This is a genomic window from Brevundimonas sp. (assembly GCF_032055285.1).
Classification (GTDB): domain Bacteria; phylum Pseudomonadota; class Alphaproteobacteria; order Caulobacterales; family Caulobacteraceae; genus Brevundimonas.
On sequence record NZ_DAMBRE010000002.1, the window covers coordinates 324,063 to 343,984 of the forward strand.

A 19,922-nucleotide genomic window follows, 5' to 3' on the forward strand; every position below is an offset into this window, starting at 1 on the left:
CTAGCGGCGTCGCATCTCGTCGACGCCGCGATTCGCCAGGGCGTCGGCCCGTTCGTTCAGGGCGTGGCCGGCGTGTCCCTTCACCCAGTGCCATTTGACCTCATGGCGGCTGCGGGCCTCGTCTAGACGGCGCCACAGGTCATCGTTCTTGACCGGCTTCTTGTCGGCGGTCTTCCAGCCGCGGGCCTTCCAGCCGCGAATCCATTCGGTGATGCCCTGCATGACGTATTTGCTGTCGGTGTGCAGGTCGACGCGGCAGGGGCGTTTCAGGGCCTCCAGCGCGGCGATGGCGGCCATCAGCTCCATGCGGTTGTTGGTCGTGTTGGGCTCGCCGCCCCACAATTCCTTCTCGTGACCGCCGCCGGTCTGCAAAATGGCGCCCCAGCCGCCAGGGCCGGGATTGCCCTTGCAGGCGCCGTCGGTGTGGATGATGACGTGATCGACCAGACTCATGGCGGGATGCCTACAGCGTCCCTTGGCGCGCCGCCATCAGTCAGCCTATATGACACACAACAATCAGTCGGACAGGACCGCGTTCGTGGTCCTCTTGAGGAGGTAACGCCATGGGCTCCATGAGCATCTGGCACTGGGCCATCGTCATCGTCGTCGTCGCCCTTCTGTTTGGCGGACGCGGCAAGCTGTCCGGCATCATGGGTGACGCCGCCAAGGGCATCCGCGCCTTCAAGGACGGCCTGAAGGACGACACGGATTCCAAGGGCGGCAAGGACGGTGTCAGCTCGCTGCCGCGCACCGAGGCCGAAAAAGAAGAACTGAAGCGCTGATCGCCTTCGCGGAAAGACGCTGAATCATGGGTGGTCTTGGCCCCGGAATCGGCGGGTTCGAAATCCTTGTCATCGGTCTCGTGGCCCTGCTTGTCGTGGGGCCCAAGGATTTGCCGATGCTGATGCGCAAGGTCGGTCAGTTCGTCGCCAAGGCGCGCGGCATGGCCAACGAATTCCGCGCCAGCTTCGATGAAATGGCTCGTCAGTCCGAGCTGGACGACCTTCGCAAGGAGGTCGAGGCGCTGCGGACGGGGCAGGGCATGCACCCGCTCGGCGCCGACGCCGAGGCGGCGTTCAAGGATATCCGCAAGGATCTTGAGGCTCCGCTGGACGCCCCGGCCCTGGCCGCGCCTGCCGTGGTTGAGGCCGCGCCGGTCGCCACAGGCGTGGACGAATGGCCGGACGAGTTCCAGTCTGCGGCTGAACCGGTCGCTGCGACCGTCGCCGCTGAGCCCAAGGCCAAGGCGGCTGCAAAGCCCAAGACGGCGCCGGCAAAGAACACTGCCAATTCCAAGGTCAGCGCTGCCGTCGCCGAGACTGCGAAGCCCAAGACCGTGCGTAAGAAGAAGGTCGAACAATGACGTCGCTCGACCGGGACGAGGCCGACATCGAGGCCTCGCGCGCGCCCTTGATGGATCACCTGATCGAACTGCGCGGGCGGCTGCTGATCTGCGTGGTCGCCTTCGCCGTCGCCTTCATCGGCTGCTTTGCCTTCTCCGAAAAGCTCTACCTCTTCCTGGTCCAGCCCTATGTGGTGTCGGCGGCCTTCCACCAGACCGTGGGGGCGCATGGTCATGTGTCGCCGTTCGATCTGATCTTGGGAACTGCACGCCTGATCCCCGTGCCGGACGTGGACCACCAGAGCGTCAAGCTGATCTACACGGCACCGCTGGAAATCCTCTTCACCAAGATGAAGCTGGCCGGTCTGGGCGCGGTCATCGTGGCCTTCCCGGTTCTGGCCTGGCAGCTGTATCGCTTCGTCGCGCCGGGCCTGTACCGCAACGAGAAGGGCGCCTTTCTGCCCTTCCTGATCGCGGCGCCGGTGCTGTTCCTGCTGGGCGCGGCGCTGGTCTATTATGTCATGCTGCCCTTTGTCATGTGGTTCTCGCTGAGCCAGCAGATCATCGGCGAGGGCGTGGCGGCGGAACTGCTGCCGAAGGTATCGGATTATTTGAACCTGGTGACGGCCCTGATCCTGGCCTTTGGCCTGTGCTTCCAGTTGCCGGTCGTGATGACCCTCCTGGGACTGGCCGGTCTGATCAGCTCCCAGGTCATGGCCAAGGGGCGTCGCTACGCCATCGTAGCCGTGGTCGTGGTCGCCGCCGTGGTCACCCCGCCGGACCCCATTAGCCAGCTGATGCTCGCGGTGCCCATGGTGCTGCTCTACGAGGTCTCGATCTGGTGCGTCCGCATCATCGAACTGCGCCGCAAGAAGGCGGATGTGGACGAGGGTCTGGCCGCCTGAAGGCGTCCTAGAAGACGTTGATCTGAGCGGGCTCAGCCGGCTGGTTCGTGCCGGTGGCCGTGGCTCGGCTGTTTTTGACCAGAGCAATGCCGACAGGCCCTGCGCCGCCGGTCTTGGTGAGGGTGCCACTGCCGTTATCGCCCGGAAGGCGTCCGCGTTGTGGACCTTGCCCGGCGCGGGTCAGTCGATTCGCCCAGTGCTGACGATCATACTGGCCCATATGCATGGTGACGGGGCTGAAGCCGCAGGACAATCGCCATGCTGCGCCTTGCGGCGCGGCTACCGACCAATGAAGCCCGTCGTGGTGGTTCACACCAACGTCGGTCTGACCGGGCGCCGAAGCAGGCCACGCCGCTATCGTCAGAAACAGCACAACCGCCACTGATGGCTTCATCACCGCACCTCTGCAATGAGTGATGATCATCCAAGCGGCTTCATCCGGCAAGGCGGGCTTCGGCCGCGCTGGCGTGACCCGCCAACGAAAAAGGCGCCGGACGTTTCCGCCCGGCGCCTTGATCGTCAGCCTGATCCGGGAATCAGCAGCTGTAGTACATGTCGAACTCGACCGGGTGCGGGTGCAGTTGCAGACGGGCGACTTCTTCCGATTTCAGCGCGATGTAGCTGTCGATGAAGTCGTCATCCATGACACCGCCCTTCTTGAGGAAGGCGCGGTCGGCGTCGAGGGCCTCAAGGGCTTCCTTCAGCGAACCGGCCACCTCGGGGATCGAGCCGCGCTCTTCCGGCGGCAGGTCGTAAAGGTTCTTGTCGGCAGCCGCGCCCGGATCGATGCGGTTCTCGATTCCGTCCAGGCCGGCCATCAGCAGGGCGACGAAGGTCAGGTAGGGGTTGCCCATCGGGTCGGGGAAGCGGGCTTCCAGACGCTTGGCCTTGGGCGACGAGACGTGCGGGATGCGGATCGAGGCCGAACGGTTGCTGGCCGAGTAGGCCAGCTTCACAGGGGCTTCATAGCCGGGGACCAGGCGCTTGTAGGAGTTGGTGGTCGAGTTGGCGAAGGCGTTGATCGCCTTGGCGTGCTTGATGATGCCGCCGATGTACCACAGGCATTCCTGCGACAGGCCGGCGTACTTGTCGCCGGCGAACTGGGGCTTGCCGTCCTTCCAGATCGACATGTGGACGTGCATGCCCGAGCCGTTGTCGGCGAACATGGGCTTGGCCATGAAGGTCGCCGACTTGCCGTAGGCCGCGGCCACGTTGTGGATCACGTATTTGTAGAGCTGCAGACGGTCGGCCATGGTCAGCAGGTCGCTGAACTTCAGACCCAGTTCGTGCTGCGCCGGGGCGACCTCGTGGTGATGCTTCTCCGGGTCCATGCCCAGGTCTTTCATCACGCCCAGCATCTCGCCGCGCAGGTCCTGTGCGGAGTCAACCGGGTTGACGGGGAAGTAGCCGCCCTTGTGACCCGGACGGTGGCCCAGGTTGCCCTCGGCGTATTCAGCGCCGGTGTTGGACGGCAGTTCGATCGAGTCGAAGCTGTAGCCGGTGTTGTGCGGGGCGGTGTTCCAGCGCACGTCGTCGAAGATGAAGAACTCGGCTTCCGGGCCGAAATAGACCACGTCGCCCACGCCCGAGGACTGGACATAGGCCAGGGCCTTCTTGGCCATCGAGCGGCTGTCGCGGTTGTAGGGTTCGCCCGTGTCGGGGCTCAGAACGTCGCAGAACAGGAAGAGGGTGGTCTGCTGATAGAAGGGGTCGATGTAGGCGCGCGTCAGGTCCGGCTTTAGCAGCATGTCGGACTCGTTGATGGCCTTCCAGCCGGCGATCGACGAACCGTCGAACATGGTTCCTTCTTCCAGGAACTCCTCGTCGACCATGTCGATGTCGAAGGTCACGTGCTGCAGGCGGCCGCGCGTATCGGTGAAGCGGATGTCGACGTACTGGACGTCCTTTTCCTTGATCTCTTGGAGGATCTTTTGGGCGGCGCTCATTCTCGAAGTCCTGTCAGTTCGGGGAGGAGAAACGAAAAGCGGCCGTCCATGCTGGACGGCCGTGGTGGTGGGGTCAGATAGCCTGGGCGCCGGTTTCGCCGGTGCGGATGCGGATCACGTCCTCGAGCGAGGAGACGAAGATCTTGCCGTCGCCGATCTTGCCGGTGCGGGCTGCGGTCTGGATGGCGTCGACCACGGCGGGGGCCAGATCATCGGCCACGACGACCTCGATCTTGATCTTGGGCAGGAAGTCGATGACGTACTCGGCACCGCGATAAAGCTCGGAATGACCCTTCTGGCGACCGTATCCCTTGGCCTCCAGCACGGTCATGCCCTGCACTCCGATATCCTGGAGGGCGTCTTTCACTTCATCCAGCTTGAACGGCTTGATGACGGCTTCAATCTTCTTCATGGCGAGTCCCGAGCCGGCTCCCTAGTTGGTCCGACGCTCGGGGGGTAAAGGGACATTGCATCGCACAATAAGGCAAGCAATTTTCGTGCGTAGAGGCCATCCGTGAACGGAATTCGATCATGAACCCGATCAATGACCCCATGACATGGCAAAGCCGACTGCCCTGGCCCGCTCCCGAGGCGCACAAGCATGCGCGCGGGCGTCTCGGCGTGGTGTCCGGCGGCGCCCTGTCAACGGGAGCGGCCAGGCTGGCGGCGCGGGCGGGCCTGAGAATCGGAGCGGGGCTGGTGAAGGTGTTCTGTCCGCCGGATGCAGCGCCTGTCCTGGCGCCCACGCTCGAAGCGGTGATGCTGGCCAGCTTCGTATCGGGAGATCAACTGGCGGAGCTAGCCCAATCCATGGACGCCGTGGTCATCGGGCCAGCGGCGGGTCTGACCGATGCGACAGGCGCCAATGTGGCGGCCCTGGCGCGGACCGGGGCGGTCCTGGTGATCGACGCGGACGCCTTGACCCTGTTCCGAGACCGACCCGGCGATCTGTTCGCCTGTCTGGACCGCGATGATGTCCTGACCCCGCACGAGGGGGAGTTTGAGCGCCTGTTTCCCGGTTTGCTGGCCAGGGGCCGCGAGACGGCGGCGGTGGAGGCTGCCGGGCGTTCGGGGGCGGTCGTGTTGCTGAAGGGCGCCGACACCGTCATCGCTGCGCCGGATGGCCGTTGTGTCGTCAACGGCAACGGCTCCCCCTGGCTGGCCACGGCTGGAAGCGGCGATGTTCTGGCAGGGATGATCGGCGGCCTGCTGGCCCAGCACATGGACAGCTTCGACGCGGCCTGTGCGGCGGTATGGATGCACGCGGATGCGGCGGGACGGTTCGGGCCGGGGTTGATCGCCGAAGACCTGCCGGGACTGATCCCTGCGGTGCTGACCGGGCTCTATCCCAGTTGAACCTTTGGTGCGGATGAGAGGACTCGAACCTCCACGCCTCTCGGCGCCAGAACCTAAATCTGGTGCGTCTACCAGTTCCGCCACATCCGCATAGGTAGGCGCTGGCTGTAGGCGAGGGCGCGCGATAGGGCAACCGACATAAGCTTTGCTGCATCAAAAAAGGCCTCGGATTTCTCCGAGGCCTTTCTTGTTGTGCGGCCTATCGGCCAGACCGATCCGGGGATCAGTCCTTCTTGTTGTCGACGCCGTGGCCGATAGCCTCCACGGCCGTTTCCAGCGTGGTGTCCTCGGTGATGTCGATGCCCTTGGCCAGCTTGGAGTGCCAGAAGCCGTAGGCGGCGTAGATGACTGCGCCGATAACGGCGTAACCGCCCAGCAGCATCAGCGGCAGGGGGTTGTCCTCGGCGGCGTGCTGGAACATCGGGATCAGGTTCTGGCTGGCCAGGAAGAGGCAGGCCAGGATGCCCAGAACCGCGGTGAAGATGCCGCCCGGCACCTTGAACGGACGCTCCATTTCCGGGTGCTTCACGCGCAGGACGATCACCGACAGGCAGACGATGGCGAAGGCCGTCGCGGTGCCCAGCGACACCAGGTCGCCCAGGATCGAGATGGGCAGGAAGGCGGCCGCGATGGCGATCAGGATGCCCAGGACGATCGTGCCGATCCAGGGGGTGCGGAACTTCGGGTGCACCTTGGCGAAGGACTTCGGCAGCAGGCCGTCGCGGGCCATGGTGTAGAAGACGCGCGTCTGGCCGTAGCAGAGCACCAGCATGACCGAAGACAGACCGGTGATGGCGCCGATCTTGATCAGGAAGGCGATCAGGTTCAGCTGACCGCTGGGCGAGGCCGCCAGCGGAACATTGGCCCATTCCAGACCCATGCGGTCGATGGCGACGGCGATCGGAGCCGGCGACGCCAGTTCCAGATAGGGCACCACGCCGGTCATGACGGCGGCGACGGCCATGTAGATCAGGGTGCAGACGAACAGGGCGCCCAGGATGCCGATCGGCACGTCCTTGGACGGGTTCTTGGCCTCGGCGGCGGCGGTCGAGACCGCTTCAAAGCCGACGTAGGCGAAGAAGATGATGGCTGCGCCGCGGAAGATGCCGCCGACGCCAAACTGACCGGCCTGACCGGTGGGCTCGGGGATGAAGGGGACCCAGTTGTCCGGGTTGATGTACTGGATGCCGACGGCGATGAAGGTCAGCAGGACGATGATCTTGATGACCACGATGGCGTTGTTGATGTTCGCCGATTCCGACACGCCCAGCACCAGCAGGCCGCAGACCGCGGCAATGCCGACAGCCGCGACCAGGTTGAAGGTGCCCGTCATCGGGAAGGAGGTCGCGCCGGCGTTCTGGACCAGTTGGACCAGGGGCGTGGCCCACTGGGGCCCTTCGCCGCCCGCATACTGTATCGTCGGGAACAGACTGGCGCTGAGGCCGAAGTCGTTCATGATCGACACGACATAGCCGGACCAGCCGACCGCCACGGTCGAGGCCGCGACGCCGTATTCCAGCACCAGCAGCCAGCCCATGATCCAGGCGAAGACCTCGCCCAGGGTGCCGTAGGCATAGGTATAGGCCGAGCCGGACACAGGCATGGTCGAAGCCAGTTCAGCGTAGCAAAGCCCGGCGAGGGCGCAGGCGAAGCCGGCGACCACGAAGGACAGCATGATGGCCGGGCCGGCGTTGGCCGAGGCCACCTGGCCTGTCAGAACGAAGATGCCGGCGCCGATGATCGCGCCGATGCCCAGGCTCATCAGATTCAACGGACCGAGGGTCCGCTTCAGCTCGCTCTTGGCGGCTTCCTTCTGGATCTGAGCAATGGACTTTTTAAGGAATAGCCGGTTGCCGGCTGGCTTTACGCCGTCTGCGGACATGAAGTCGCGCCCCCAATTACGCAACGACCCCTCCCGGGTCGTCTTCTTGGGGGCGGACGCTAACCATCCAAGGGGCTGCGCGCAACGCGGTTTCGGTTGGATGAAGCGCAGACGACGCTTTCGTGACCGGGGGCGTTGCGGCTAGAGCCCATGTGATGCTGCCGATTCACGCCGTACTGGAGCCGCTGAAAGCGGCCTTGGCCTCGACCCATGCGGTCGTTCTGGCCGCCCCGCCGGGGGCGGGCAAGACCACGGTCGTGCCTCTGGCCCTTCTGGATCAGCCGTGGTTGGGCGATCAAAAGGTGCTGGTGCTGGAGCCGCGTCGGCTGGCCGCGCGGGCGGCGGCGGACCGGATGGCGACGAGCCTGGGCCAGAAGGCGGGCGGCACCGTCGGCTATCGCACCCGGCTGCAGAGCCGGATCGGCCCTGACACGCGCATCGAAGTCATCACCGAGGGCGTCTTCACGCGGATGATTCTCGACGATCCGGCTCTGGAAGGCGTCGGCGCCGTCCTGTTCGACGAATTCCACGAACGGAGTCTGGACGCCGACCTGGGTCTGGCCCTGGCGCGCGAGAGCCAGTCGGTGCTGCGCGACGACCTGCGGCTGCTGGTCATGTCGGCCACGCTGGATATCGCGGGGGTGTCGAAACGGCTCGACGGCGCGCCTGTGATCGAAGCCGAGGGGCGGATGTTCCCGGTCGAGACCCTCTATCTGGGACGCAACGTCGCCGAGCGATTCGAAGACGCCGTGGCGCGGGCGGTGATGCTGGCGCTGGGTGAGCAAACCGGATCGGTTCTGGTCTTCCTGCCGGGGCAAGGCGAGATTCAGAGGACGGTCCAGCGGCTGAACGAACGCCTGCGCGATCCGAGCGTGGATGTCGTCGCCCTCTATGGGGCGCTGGACAAGGGCGAGCAGGACCGGGCGATCGAACCGGCGCCGCCGGGCCGCCGCAAGGTGGTGTTGGCGACCTCGGTGGCGGAGACCAGCCTGACCATCGAGGGCGTGCGGGTGGTGATCGACGGCGGCTTGTCGCGCGTGCCCCGGTTCGAACCGTCCAGCGGCCTGACGAGACTGGCGACGGTCAAGGTCAGTCGGTCCTCGGCGGAACAGCGGCGGGGCCGTGCCGGTCGTGTCGAGCCGGGCGTCTGTTACCGCCTGTGGGATGAGGAACAGACACGTGGTCTGGTCCCGCATCAGCGGCCCGAGATTCAGGAAGCCGACCTGACTGCCTTTGCGCTCGATCTGGCGCGTTGGGGCGCCAAGTCGGTCGAGGGGCTGGCTCTGCTGGACCCGCCGCCCGCCGGGGCGCTGGCCGAGGCGAGGAAGGTGCTGACACGGCTGGGCGTGCTGGACGCCAAGGGCGATTTGACGGCGCACGGACGGCGTTTGACCCGCATCCCCTTGCCGCCGCGACTGGCGCACATGGTGGCCGTGGCCTCGGATCAGGACGACGCGCTTAGTGGAGCGAAGATTGCGGCGGTGTTGAGCGAACCGGGGCTGGGGGGGAACGCCGTCGATCTGCACGACCGGTTGAAGGGGCTGGAGCGGGACCGTTCGCCACGCGCACGTGACGCGATGAAGCTGGCTGAACGCTGGGCGCGGGCGGCGGGCGGAGGAAACGGCGGCGAGACGGACGCGGGCCTGCTGCTGGCCGAGGCCTTCCCGGAGCGGATCGCGCGGGCGCGGGGCAAGCCCGGTGAAGTTCTGCTGGCCTCGGGGCGCGGGGCCTTCCTCGATCCGACGGAACATATGGCGCGCGAGCCCTGGCTGGCGGTGGCGGAACTGGGCGGCGGGGACGCGCGCGATCGCATTCGACTGGCGGTGGCGCTGGACGCGACGACGCTGGAGGCCGATCTGGCGCACCGGATCGAGGTCGAGGATCGACTGGCGCGAGAACCCTCGGGCAAGCCGGTGATCCGTCGCATCCGCCGGATCGGCGCCTTGGTGCTGGACGAAAAGGTCGTCGGGGCGCCGGACCGGGCCACCATGACGGCGGCGCTGAAGTCCGAGGTCGAGGCGGACGGTGTGAAGGCGCTGAACTGGGGCGAGCAGTCGGGTGGGTTACGGGCGCGGCTGGCCTTCCTGCGCGGACTTGACGCCACATGGCCTGACGTGGCGGATGAGGGCCTGCTGGCCCTGCGCGAGGACTGGCTGTGGCCGTTGCTGGACGGGGTGCGGTCGCTGGGCGACATTGGCGACGGCAAGCTGGCCGAGGCCTTGCGCGGGCTGGTGCCGTGGGATTTGCAGCGCAAGCTGGAAGACCTGGCCCCGCCGCGCCTGACCACGCCGCTGGGCTCGGCCTCTATCGACTACGCTGCTGAGGGGGGGCCGCGCGTCGAGATCCGGGTGCAGGAGCTGTTCGGGGTGAAGACCCATCCGACGGTCGGCGGCGGGCGCGTGCCGCTGACGCTGTCTCTGTTGTCGCCTGCGCGGCGGCCGGTGCAGGTGACGAAGGATCTTCCGGGCTTCTGGAGCGGCTCGTGGGCGGCGGTGCGCAGTGAGATGCGCGGTCGCTATCCGCGCCACCCCTGGCCGGAAGACCCCGCTAACGCCGAACCCACTAGCCGAGCCAAGCCGCGAGGAACTTGAGGCCTCGCCTTGACGATGGCGCGCGAGGCAGCGCAATGACCGTGCAGCAATGCAAGGATTTCGCGTGGCCGACGCTGCACTCTCACCGCCTTCCGTCTCCAAACGGAGAATTCTGTTCGCTAGCCTGATCGGCACCACAATCGAGTTCTTCGACTTCTACATCTACGCCACGGCGGCGGTGCTGGTGTTTCCGGCCCTGTTCTTCCCCGGCGAGGACGCGACGACGGCCATGCTGTCGTCTTTCGCCACCTTCTCCATCGCCTTCTTCGCGCGGCCGGTCGGGGCCGTCGTCTTCGGCCACTTCGGCGACAAGGTGGGGCGCAAGGCGACCCTGGTCGCAGCCCTGATGACCATGGGGCTGTCGACGGTGGCCATCGGCCTGCTGCCGACCTGGCATTCCGTCGGCGTGATCGCGCCCCTGCTGCTGGCCCTGTGCCGGTTCGGTCAGGGCCTGGGGCTGGGCGGCGAGTGGGGCGGCGCGGTGCTGCTGGCGACCGAGAACGCGCCTCCAGGCAAGAAGGCCTGGTACGGCATGTTCCCGCAGTTGGGCGCGCCGATCGGCTTCATCCTGTCGACCCTGAGCTTCATCATCCTGACGGCGACGCTGAGCAATGAGCAGTTCCTGGCCTGGGGCTGGCGCATTCCCTTCATCGCCAGTTCGCTGCTGGTCTTCGTCGGCCTGTGGGTGCGGCTGCGCATCACCGAGACGCCCGAGTTCAAGAAGACCATCGACAAGGCCGAGCGCGTCGAGACGCCGATCCTGACCCTGCTGGCGCGGCACAAGTTCGCCCTGCTGACCGGGACGCTGGCGGGGATGGCGACCTTTGTCCTCTTCTACCTGATGACCGTCTTCGCCCTGGGCTGGGGCACGACGGCGATGGGCTACACGCGCGAGCAGTTCCTGCCGATCCAGTTGCTGGGCGTCTGCTTCTTCGGCCTGTTCATTCCGCTGGCGGCGCTGGCGGCGGACCGCTGGGGGCAGGGGCGGACGCTGCTGGTCACCTCCATCGGCATCGTCCTGTTCGGTCTGGTGCTCGCGCCCCTGTTCGGCAGCGGCGGGTTGGCCGGGGTGGTGGCCTTCTTCATCATCGGTTTCAGCCTGATGGGCTGCACCTACGGGCCGCTGGGGGCGGCGCTGGCGCGGCCCTTCCCGACGGCGGTGCGCTACACCGGCGCGTCGATGACCTTCAATCTGGCAGGCATTCTGGGGGCGTCGCTGGCGCCGTTCGCGGCGACCTGGCTCGCTGCTCACTACGGACTGAAGGCCGTCGGCGCCTATCTGGCCGTCGCCGCCGTCCTGACCATCCTGGCCCTGCTGGGCATGAATCGGATCAGGACGGAGGGCGAGGCTTAAGCGTTAGATATCCGTTCCGTAGGCCGCGTCGGTCACGGCATAGACCATGATGCCGGTGGCGATGGCCAGGTTCAGGCTGTCGGCCCGGCCGCGCATGGGAATCTTGACGTTCAGGTCGCAGGCGGCGGCCAGTTCGTCGGTCAGTCCGGCCTGTTCATTGCCCATCATGATCAGGGCCGGATGGCGCACGGGGCTGTCGCGATAGCCGTGCTTGGCGTCCAGACGGGTGCCGATGACGCTGCCCGGCCACTTGGCGCGCCAGGTCAGGAATTCCTCGCGCGTCGCCTTGCTGATGGTCACGGCGAAGACCGAGCCCATGGTGGCGCGCACGGCCTCGACCGAGAAGGGGTCGACGCAGTCGCCGATCAGGATGACCCCGCCGCAGCCGGCGGAGTCCGCCGTACGGATGATGGTGCCCAGATTGCCCGGATCACGGACCTGCTCCAGCGCCACCCAGCAGGGCTTGGCGTCAGGCTGGATGGCGTCCAGCGGCGTATAGACCTGCTCGAACACGCCCAGCACGGTCTGCGGGTTGTCGCGACGGCTGATCTTTTCGAGGATGGCGTGAGTGACGACGATGATCTGGCCGCCAGCCTTGATCGTCTCGGCCTTGGCGCGGTCCAGCAGGGGGTGAGGGCGGGCCTCGTCGCCGACCAGCAGCATGACCGGGGCGCGGCCCTGATCCAGAGCCTCGCCGATGAACTTCAGTCCCTCGGCCAGGAAGCGGCCGGTCAGGTCGCGTTCCTTGCGCATATGAAGGGCGCGGACCGACTTGATGGTGTCGTTGGTCAGGGAGGTGATGACGCGCTCGTACATCAGGCGCTCCACCGGGCGAAGAAGGACAAGCCGATGGCGCGGGCGTCGGAACCGTCCTCGGACAGGGCCAGTTCGCCCCAGTCTATGCGCCCGCCGCGATCATGGGTCGCCTCGGCCATCATGTGCGCCAGAGACAGGCCGGAAATTCGCGCTGCATAGGCGTTGAGCAGCAAGAAGGAGGCGTCGTCCGACAACAGGGCAGCGCAATCCTTCAGCAGTTCGGGCATATCCTCGAACAGGCGCCAGACCTCTCCATTGGCGCCGCGTCCGTATTTCGGCGGGTCCAGAATGATGCCGTCATATTTCGAGCCTCGGCGGACCTCGCGCGCCACGAACTTGCGAGCGTCTTCGACCAGCCAGCGGATCGGGCGATCGGCCAGGCCGGAGAGCTCGGCGTTTTCACGGGCGTAGGCGACGGACTTCTTGGACGCATCGACGTGGGTGACGTGCGCGCCAGCCGCTGCGCAGGCCAGGCTGGCCACGCCGGTATAGCCGAACAGGTTCAGGATCCTCGGCTGGTCGAGGGTGCGGACGCGCGCGTCCAGCCATTCCCAGTTGGCCGCCTGCTCGGGGAAGAAGGCCAGGTGGCGGAAGGGGGTGAAGCGACCCATGAAGCGCACGTCGCGCCATTTCAGCGGGAAGGCGTCGATGGGGCCGTGGGCGTCGAAGCGCCAGCGGCCGGAGTCCTCTTCCTCCTGCTGCGGGTCGAACACCGCGTTGGCGCGCTGGAAGGCGCCTTCGTCGTGAGCCTTCCAGAAACACTGGGGCTCAGGGCGTACGACGGTGTAGCGGCCGTAACGCTCCAGCTTGCGACCGTCGCCGCTGTCCAGCAGGGCGTAATCCGACCAGCCTCGCGTGACGAGGGTTTCGGGGGAAGGAGAGAGAACCGGAGCCATCAGCGGCTGATAGGCGCTCAGGCGGCTGCTCGTCCAGCGTCGGTGACCAAGGGCTCCAGGAACTGTGCGGATTCTTCGCGCGCGACGTCGGGGCGATGGGCGGTCTTGTCCCAGCGGTGCGGCTCCGCGATGAGGCGAACAAAGGCATGAGCGAAGGCCAGGCTGAGCAGCGACCAGTAGAAGGGGGCGGCCAGCATGTCCCGCGGACCATATGGCGTTCCAGCGCGTCGGGCCCCGATAGCGGTGCTCAGGAGAGCCGCGGCTGTCCCGCACAGCAAAATGCTCAAACCCAGCCAGGGCGTCGCAAGCAGACGCCCCGTCATCAGCGTCATCAGAAGAAAGGCGCCCAACCAGGCGACGGACAGGGCATGCAGGGCGGCCGACGCCAGGCCGGCGCCGAGGGTCATGGCCATTGCGCCCCAGCCCCGCCACCCCATCCCTGAGGCAGATCGGGTGTGAGTCGCCAGGGTCTGCATGTAGCCCTTCAACCAGCGCGTGCGTTGCGGCAACCAGTGCGCCAAGTCGCCGGGCGGCGTCTCGTACGTGGGGCGGCTGAGCACGTCCAGTCGCCAGCCACGACGCCAGATGCGAAAGCCCAGATCGGCATCCTCGGTCACATTCCAGGCGTCCCAGCCGCCCAAAGCGCGCAGGGCCGAGACCCGAAAGTGATTGCTGGTGCCGCCGAGCGGGAAAGGCAGCCCCATCCGCGCCATGGCCGGCAGTGTGATTTCGAACAGGGCCGCATATTCAGCGGCGAACTGCCGATCAAGGAAGGGCGAGGCGTCGCGGCTTTTGTCCAGCCGACGGATTCTCAGCGGCGCCTGCAGGCAGACAAGGTCGCCATCCTCGGCTGCAAAGCGGGCCGCCGCTTCGCGGAGTTGAAGCGGGTCGGGATCGTCTTCGGCGTCATAGATAGTCAGCAGTTCCCCTCGCACGATGCTCAGGGCGTGGTTCAGGGCCCGTGGCTTGGTCGTGGGGACGCCTGGGGGGACTACAAGGACGTGCAGCCAGTCAGGTAGCGTCAAAGCCTCGGCGGCGCTGATGGTCGCCCGATCATGCGCCTCTAGAGCCAGGTAGCCGTCCAGAAGCTCCGTGGGATAGTCGATTCTCGCCAACCGGTTAACCAGTTGAGGCAGAATGGCAGCTTCATCATAGAGGGCCACGACGATCGAATATCGGGGCAGGTGCGCCGGCGGAGAATACGACGTTGGCGGACCAATGGGGCGCAGCAGAACCAGCACAGTCAAAAGCCGCCACGCTACTACCGCAAGAAAGCCGACCTGCAACGACAACAGCAGGACGCTGCTGACATGGGGCCAGGCTAAGGCTGCTAGCGTCATGACCATGCAGAGCGACCCGCCCACCAGGATTTGCGCAGGCGTCACCGTAATTTTCGCCGCATCTGCCGCGATTGTGGCGCTCGCCCCCCCGGGGAAACGTCCGTGCATCGCAGCCCCCCCTGATGTGCAAAAGTTAACACTCATTAATACCCTTGTTCTCTCAGTGGCAAGTGGTTGGCGATTCGGAGAGGTTGCGGCTATGCAGTGGGCGTCCCGTCATGGAGTTCTGGATTGCCCGGCGACTCGACCCCTACACCGCGCTCGGCCCGCAAACCCAAGGGCGAGGGCCATGTCCGGCGCGCAGAAATACTGGCTGCAGCCGAGCGTATCTTCGTGGAACACGGCTATGAGGGTGCGACGATCCGCAAGATCGCCGACGAGGTCGGCCTGTCGTCGACCGCGCTCTACATGCACTTCGCTGACAAGAGCGAGATGCTGCACGAAATCTGTCGCGGCGCCTTCGAGGCGCTGATCGCCTCTCATCAGCAGATACTGGCCGAGGATGAGCCGCCCGAGGCACGTCTGCGCCGCATGATCGAGGCCTATATCAAATTCGGCTTCGACAACCCTAACGCCTATCGCCTGACCTATCTGACGCGCCCCGTGGAGGCGCGCGAGGGCGCGCAAACTGTGGCTCAGGAAACCGGATTTGAGTTGTTCAGGGCCTTCGTCGCCGTGGTCGAGCAGGCAGTCACGGCGGGACGGATGCGAGGTGACCCCGCCACCATCGCCCAGGCCATCTGGGCCTGCGGGCATGGCATTGTCTCCCTGAGGATCACCAAGCCCTATTTCGAATGGGCCGATCGCGAGGAGTTGACCCGAATCACGCTCGACGCCCTGTTTGGCGGCTTGCTGAAATCGTGACGTCCTTGCGCGGAGCCTTGCTGGCTCTTGTGGTCCTGGCCCCTGGAGTGGCCGAGGCGCGTCCCTTGCGGGTGCTGTCTTTGGACCAATGCGCCGACCAATATGTCCTCGCCCTGGCGCCCGAAGCTGATCTGGCCCTGTCGTCGCGCGCGGACGACCCGGATTCGTGGATGCGTCAGGCGGCACGCGGGCGGGCCCGGGTTCGGCCGACATTGGAGGCGGCGATCGGCTTTCAGCCTGACGTCGTGGTCCGCTACTGGGGCGGCGAGCCGCGCCTGCTGGCGGCGCTGGAGAAGCGCGGGACGCGGGTTCTGAATATCGACGACGCGACCGACATGGCCGGGGTCCGCGAGAACCTGAGGGCGGTGTCGCAGGGCTTGAGGCAGAAGGCGCGGGGCGCGGCCCTGATCGCCCATATGGATCGACGTTTGGCCCATGCGGCGGGCGGCGGACGCGGACGCGAAGCCGTCTATGTCACGCCCGGCGGCTATACGACCGGGGCGGGGTCGCTGATCGATTCCATCCTGAAGGCGGCGGGGTTCCTCAATGGAGTGAGCGGGCCGGGCTATCAACCGCTGGGGATCGAGAAGATTGCGTTGAGCCCGCCGGCTCTGTTCGTGCGGGGCTTCTTCCAGCAATGGCGATCCGACTGGCGCGGGCCGGGACGGCATCCGGTGGTGGCGCGCGCCGCCAAGGGGCGGACGGTGGCCGACCTGCCGGCCTCGACACTGAGTTGCCCCGCCTGGTTCGCAGCTGACGCGGCGGCCCTGCTGGCGGAGGCCGCGCGATGAACAGACATTTGAGCCTGAACCTCGGACTGGCGGCGGCGATCCTGCTGGCTCTGGGCGGGGCGGTCCTGCTGGGCGAGACGGCCCTGTCGTCGGCCCAGTATGGGCAGGCCCTGGCTGATCCCGCGTCGGGGCCGGGCGAGGTGCTGTGGCAGGTGCGGGCGCCGCGCGCGGTCTGCGCCCTGATGGTTGGGGCGGCGCTGGGGCTGGCAGGGGCGGTGCTGCAGGGCCTGCTGAGGAACCCGTTGGCGGATCCGGGCGTGCTGGGCGTATCAGCGACGGCGGCGCTGGGCGCGGCGGGGGCCATCGTGCTGGGGGCTGCGGCCATTCCCGGACTGGTCGAGGGCGCGGCCCTGATCGGCGCGGCGCTGGCCGGTCTGTTGCTGGTTGCTATCGCCGCACGGGTGCGAGCGCCTGAAGCGCTGATCCTGTTTGGGGTGGCGCTGTCGAGCTTTGCGGGGGCGCTGACGGCCCTGATCTTCAACCTGTCGCCGTCGCCGATCGCCTCGGCCGAGGTGATGAACTGGCTGCTGGGCTCGGTGCAGAACCGCAGCTGGATCGATGTGGCCTGGGTGGCACCGGCGCTGGTCGTGGCGACTGTCTTCGCCGCGGGCGCGTCGCCGGGTTTGCGGATGCTGACCTTGGGAGAAGAAGCTGCGCGGGCGTCGGGCCTGTCGATGGGACGGATGCGTGTTTTGGCTCTGATCGCGTCGGCGGTTGCCGCAGGCGCGGCGGTAGCGGTCGCGGGCGTGATCGGCTTTGTCGGTCTGGCGGCGCCGCATCTGGTGCGGGCCGCAGTGCGTGGCGATCCTGGGCGGTTGCTGCTGCCCTCGGCGCTGGCGGGCGGACTGATGCTGGTGCTGGCCGATCTGGCGGCGCGACTGATGCCGACGGATCAGGAGTTGAAGCTGGGCGTGTTCACGGCCCTGGTCGGGGCGCCGTTGTTTGCGCTGATCGCCTGGCGCGCGGCGCGGGAGTGGCGGCTGTGAGCGCCTTGCTGGAACTGGACGGCGTCGTCGCGCGGATGGGTTCAGCCACGGTGCTGGACGGGGTCAGTCTGTCGGTCGAGGCGGGCGAACTGGTCGCCCTGTGCGGGCCGAACGGGGCGGGCAAGTCGAGCGCCATTCGGGCGGCTCTGGGCCTGACGACCTTGCGGAGCGGCGTGGCCAAGTTGGGCGGCGAGGAGGTTCATGGCCTGTCCGAGCGCGAACGCGGGGCGCGGGCCGCCTATCTGCCGCAGGAACGGCATATCGCCTGGAATCTGCCGGCGCTTGAGGTCGCGGCGCTGGGCGCGCCCTTCCTGTCGGGCTACGCGGCGCTGGAGCGGGCGCGGGCGGCGCTGGGCGAGGTCGGGGCCGGACATCTGGCCGAGCGCGGCGTGGCCGAGATGTCGGGCGGCGAGCGGGCGCGGGTGCTGCTGGCGCGTGCTTTGGTGGTTCAGGCGCCGCTGTTGCTGGCCGATGAGCCCATCGCTGGATTGGACCCGGATGCGCAACTGCTGGTGCTGGAACGCCTGAGAGCGCGGGCCGATGCGGGCGGGGCCGTGTTGGTCAGTCTGCACGACCTTACGCTGGCGGCGCGGATCGCGGATCGCGTTGTGGTTTTGAACGCTGGACGGGTAGTGGCGGACGGACCGCCGGTCGAGGCCCTGTCGCCCGCCGTGTTGCGCGCGACCTTCCATCTGGATGGCCGCTGGGTGGAGGCAGAAGACGGGCCGCTGCTGGCGGCCCGTCGCGTGTCACCTCAGGGCTGATAGGCGCGGGGGCCGCTGTTGGGCGGTGTGCCGCGCGCAAGGTCGGCGGACGGCGTCAGCGGAGCCGAGCCGCCGTTCAGCCGAGCGCGATAGACCTGCATGTTCTCCATCACCCGCATCATGTAGTTGCGCGTCTCGGTGAAGGGCGCGCACTCGATGAAGTCGATGGGATCGACCTGGTTGCTGCGCGGGTCGCCGCAACGGGCCACCCACTGCGGGGGACGCGCCGGACCGGCGTTGTAGCCGACCGTCGCCAACAACGGCGAACCGCCGAAGTTGTTGATCAACTCTCCCAGGTGATAGCTGCCCAGCCGCATGTTGGCGTCGGGATCCCAGAGCTGTTCCGCCGAGTATCCGATGCCCATGCGGCGGGCCACGCCCTGACCCGTGGCGGGCAGGAGCTGCATCATGCCGCGCGCGTCGGCGTGCGAACGCACCAGTGGGTCGAAGCTGGATTCCTGACGCGTGATGGCCAGAGTGAACTCCAGCGGCGCGGCGCCCGAGGTCTGGGGCGGCATGCGAACAGGATACATGCGCTCGGGCATGACGAAGCCGCGCTGGCTGGCGGCGCGGCCGACCATCATGGAGCCGAACTGGTCGCCATAGCCCTGCATCAGGTCGAACAGCTGAGTCAGGTCGTAGGGCGAGGGCAGGGTGTCGTCGAGGTGGTAGGCGAAGACCCGCATCAGGGTCTTCTCGCCCGCCGCGCCCAGAATGCGGGTGGCGCGTACGACCTCATTGCCCTCGAAGCGGTTGACGTCCTCGGGCGTCGGAGCGGGTTCGCCGGGCAGGGTCAGGGTGGTGATCCCGGCCTTTTCGGCGGCCAACTGCCCGTAGAAGGTCTGCCAGTGCTCGGCGCCGGCCTGATACCAGCGCTGAGCGCCGGCGCGGTCGCCGCGCGCCTCGGCAGCGCGGCCCAGCCAGTAGAGGGCGCGGCCCTGGGTGATCGGGGTCGAGGAGCTGTTGCGCAGGACCTCGAAATGCTGCGCTGCGGCGGCGGGATCATTCAGCTTGGTCAGAGCGACCCAACCGGCGAAGAACTCTGCGTCCACCTTGCGCTCGCCCGAGGGGAAGCCATGGCCGTTCATGGCCGCGTAGGCGGCGCGGGGATTGCCCTGTTGCAGGGCGTCCAGGAAGTAGTTGCGGCGCTCGCTCCACAGGGTGTCCTGACCTTCCTTGTGCGAAGGCGCGGCGGGCAGGGCGGACAGGAGCGGGAAGGCCTCGGACTGGCGGTTGGCGGAGCGAAGTAGGCGCACGCGCTCCAGCACCACGGCCGGATCATTGGCGATAGCCGGGCTCAGGCCTGCGACAATGGAGTCCGGCGAATAGGCGGTGCGCAGGGCCATGGCGGCGCTGGCGACCGCCTGGCGGTCGGCGGGGACCATGGCGGTCATGGCGCGGGTCGCCGGGCCGTGCGGGCCAAGCAACAGCATGTTCAGGCGGGTAACGTGGTCGTCGGTATTGAGCCATCCGCCCCAGCGGTTGGCGATGACGGACTGTTGCGCTTCCTCGAAGGAGCGGGTGCGCCACCAGTCGCGGATCAGATCCTGGGCTTCGCGGCGCTGGCCCTTTTGTTCCATCGCGCCGGCAAGCGCGATCGCGCCCTCCGCCGTAGTCGGGGCGGAGCCGTTGAAGAAGGCGAGAACCGTGTCGGGCGAGGCGTTGGCCATGCCCAGCGCGCGTTCGCCAGCGGCCCGGCGCGAATCACCGCGCGGCCAGTTGGCGAGGTCGGTCTGGGCGCGGGCCAGATCGGCGTAGGGAAGCTGTTTGTCGGACGTATCGACCAGGGCCCACTCGACCAGCTTCTTTGCCGTGGGGTCGGAAATCCGGCTCATGATCGACTGCGTGCCGATCACGTCGCGGGCGCGGGCCGAGGCGAGCCCTTGCTGGAACAGGGCCATGTCCTGGCCGCTGATGACACCATTCTGGCTGGAGGCGTAGGGCGCAGGCGTGCTGTTCAGCACGTCCTGGGTCGGCGGAGTCAGAATCGCCAGGGCGGCGGCAACAGTCGTCGCGATCATCAGATGTACGATCCTCATTCATCACTGGTTGCGGCCGAGCGGCGAGCAACCTACGCTCCCTGCCTCTT

The 19,922-nt window shown here is 67.0% G+C and carries 19 protein-coding genes and 1 tRNA gene; 10 read left to right on the forward strand and 10 right to left on the reverse strand.

The genetic code is table 11. The features are described 5' to 3' along the window. On the reverse strand, positions 1-453 hold the full coding sequence (gene rnhA, locus RTY13_RS07155) for a ribonuclease HI (protein ID WP_409450287.1): 453 nt from the start codon (positions 451-453) through the stop codon (positions 1-3). A gap of 110 nt (positions 454-563) precedes the next feature. Here rnhA and RTY13_RS07160 point away from each other — a divergent pair, with 110 nt between their 5' ends. Genes RTY13_RS07160 through tatC form a run of 3 tightly spaced genes read left to right on the forward strand, consistent with a single transcriptional unit; the run spans position 564 to position 2,247 of the window. Beyond that, positions 564-782, forward strand: coding sequence for a twin-arginine translocase TatA/TatE family subunit (locus RTY13_RS07160; RefSeq protein ID WP_312782220.1), 219 nt, complete (start codon positions 564-566; stop codon positions 780-782). Between the two features lie 26 nt (positions 783-808). Beyond that, on the forward strand, positions 809-1,363 hold the full coding sequence (gene tatB, locus RTY13_RS07165) for a Sec-independent protein translocase protein TatB (protein ID WP_312782222.1): 555 nt from the start codon (positions 809-811) through the stop codon (positions 1,361-1,363). Next, a complete protein-coding gene (tatC, locus tag RTY13_RS07170) occupies positions 1,360-2,247 on the forward strand; it encodes a twin-arginine translocase subunit TatC (RefSeq protein ID WP_312782224.1) in 888 nt (295 codons plus the stop codon). The genes tatB and tatC overlap by 4 nt, the downstream gene beginning before the upstream one ends. Before the next feature lie 7 nt (positions 2,248-2,254). On the opposite strand, the gene RTY13_RS07175 is transcribed toward tatC, so the two are convergent. The 3 genes from RTY13_RS07175 to RTY13_RS07185 all read right to left on the reverse strand — a co-directional run bounded on the left by RTY13_RS07175 (position 2,255) and on the right by RTY13_RS07185 (position 4,605). Further along, positions 2,255-2,671 carry a hypothetical protein gene (locus RTY13_RS07175; protein WP_312782226.1) on the reverse strand — a complete coding sequence of 139 codons (417 nt, stop codon included), beginning with the start codon at positions 2,669-2,671 and terminating at the stop codon, positions 2,255-2,257. A gap of 112 nt (positions 2,672-2,783) precedes the next feature. After that, complete coding sequence (gene glnA, locus RTY13_RS07180; RefSeq protein ID WP_105563499.1) at positions 2,784-4,193, reverse strand: type I glutamate--ammonia ligase; 1,410 nt, start codon at positions 4,191-4,193, stop codon at positions 2,784-2,786. 73 nt (positions 4,194-4,266) lie between these two features. Next, positions 4,267-4,605 carry a P-II family nitrogen regulator gene (locus RTY13_RS07185; RefSeq protein WP_292037543.1) on the reverse strand — a complete coding sequence of 113 codons (339 nt, stop codon included), beginning with the start codon at positions 4,603-4,605 and terminating at the stop codon, positions 4,267-4,269. Between the two features lie 119 nt (positions 4,606-4,724). On the opposite strand from RTY13_RS07185, the gene RTY13_RS07190 reads away from it, so the two are divergent. Continuing rightward, positions 4,725-5,549, forward strand: a complete 825-nt coding sequence (locus RTY13_RS07190; RefSeq protein WP_312782229.1) for an NAD(P)H-hydrate dehydratase — start codon at positions 4,725-4,727, stop codon at positions 5,547-5,549. A 5-nt stretch (positions 5,550-5,554) separates the two neighbouring features. Here the strand turns inward: RTY13_RS07190 and RTY13_RS07195 are convergent. Together RTY13_RS07195 and RTY13_RS07200 are read right to left on the reverse strand one after the other, a co-directional pair. After that, positions 5,555-5,639, reverse strand: a tRNA-Leu gene (locus RTY13_RS07195). A 133-nt stretch (positions 5,640-5,772) separates the two neighbouring features. After that, a complete protein-coding gene (locus RTY13_RS07200; protein ID WP_312782231.1) occupies positions 5,773-7,431 on the reverse strand; it encodes an amino acid permease in 1,659 nt (552 codons plus the stop codon). Between the two features lie 155 nt (positions 7,432-7,586). Between RTY13_RS07200 and hrpB the strand changes: the two genes are divergently transcribed. After that, positions 7,587-10,022 carry an ATP-dependent helicase HrpB gene (gene hrpB, locus RTY13_RS07205; protein ID WP_312782232.1) on the forward strand — a complete coding sequence of 812 codons (2,436 nt, stop codon included), beginning with the start codon at positions 7,587-7,589 and terminating at the stop codon, positions 10,020-10,022. A gap of 64 nt (positions 10,023-10,086) precedes the next feature. Then, positions 10,087-11,376, forward strand: a complete 1,290-nt coding sequence (locus tag RTY13_RS07210; protein ID WP_312782233.1) for an MFS transporter — start codon at positions 10,087-10,089, stop codon at positions 11,374-11,376. Positions 11,377-11,379: 3 nt separating this feature from the next. On the opposite strand, the gene RTY13_RS07215 is transcribed toward RTY13_RS07210, so the two are convergent. Genes RTY13_RS07215 through RTY13_RS07225 form a run of 3 tightly spaced genes read right to left on the reverse strand, consistent with a single transcriptional unit; the run spans position 11,380 to position 14,536 of the window. After that, a complete protein-coding gene (locus tag RTY13_RS07215) occupies positions 11,380-12,192 on the reverse strand; it encodes an RNA methyltransferase (RefSeq protein WP_312782234.1) in 813 nt (270 codons plus the stop codon). Further along, positions 12,192-13,088, reverse strand: coding sequence for a class I SAM-dependent methyltransferase (locus RTY13_RS07220; RefSeq protein WP_312782235.1), 897 nt, complete (start codon positions 13,086-13,088; stop codon positions 12,192-12,194). Before RTY13_RS07220 ends, RTY13_RS07215 begins: the two co-directional genes overlap by 1 nt. 17 nt (positions 13,089-13,105) lie before the next feature. Further along, on the reverse strand, positions 13,106-14,536 hold the full coding sequence (locus RTY13_RS07225; protein ID WP_312782236.1) for a glycosyltransferase: 1,431 nt from the start codon (positions 14,534-14,536) through the stop codon (positions 13,106-13,108). 123 nt (positions 14,537-14,659) lie between these two features. On the opposite strand from RTY13_RS07225, the gene RTY13_RS07230 reads away from it, so the two are divergent. From RTY13_RS07230 to RTY13_RS07245, 4 genes are read left to right on the forward strand one after another with little or no spacing between them, the layout of a single operon-like run. Beyond that, positions 14,660-15,292, forward strand: coding sequence for a TetR/AcrR family transcriptional regulator (locus RTY13_RS07230; protein WP_312782237.1), 633 nt, complete (start codon positions 14,660-14,662; stop codon positions 15,290-15,292). Next, the gene (locus tag RTY13_RS07235; RefSeq protein ID WP_312782239.1) at positions 15,289-16,083 is read left to right on the forward strand and encodes an ABC transporter substrate-binding protein; all 795 of its coding nucleotides are present in this window, start codon (positions 15,289-15,291) and stop codon (positions 16,081-16,083) included. The genes RTY13_RS07230 and RTY13_RS07235 overlap by 4 nt, the downstream gene beginning before the upstream one ends. Then, positions 16,080-17,069 (forward strand): iron ABC transporter permease, encoded by a 990-nt coding sequence (locus RTY13_RS07240; RefSeq protein WP_312782241.1) that lies wholly within the window; start codon positions 16,080-16,082, stop codon positions 17,067-17,069. The genes RTY13_RS07235 and RTY13_RS07240 overlap by 4 nt, the downstream gene beginning before the upstream one ends. After that, positions 17,066-17,833 carry an ABC transporter ATP-binding protein gene (locus RTY13_RS07245; protein ID WP_312782242.1) on the forward strand — a complete coding sequence of 256 codons (768 nt, stop codon included), beginning with the start codon at positions 17,066-17,068 and terminating at the stop codon, positions 17,831-17,833. Before RTY13_RS07240 ends, RTY13_RS07245 begins: the two co-directional genes overlap by 4 nt. Here RTY13_RS07245 and RTY13_RS07250 read toward each other — a convergent pair. Beyond that, positions 17,824-19,854: a lytic transglycosylase domain-containing protein gene (locus tag RTY13_RS07250; RefSeq protein WP_312782244.1), complete on the reverse strand. Its 2,031-nt coding sequence runs from the start codon at positions 19,852-19,854 to the stop codon at positions 17,824-17,826. The two genes, RTY13_RS07245 and RTY13_RS07250, sit on opposite strands and share 10 nt — an antisense overlap. Positions 19,855-19,922 lie beyond the last annotated feature (68 nt).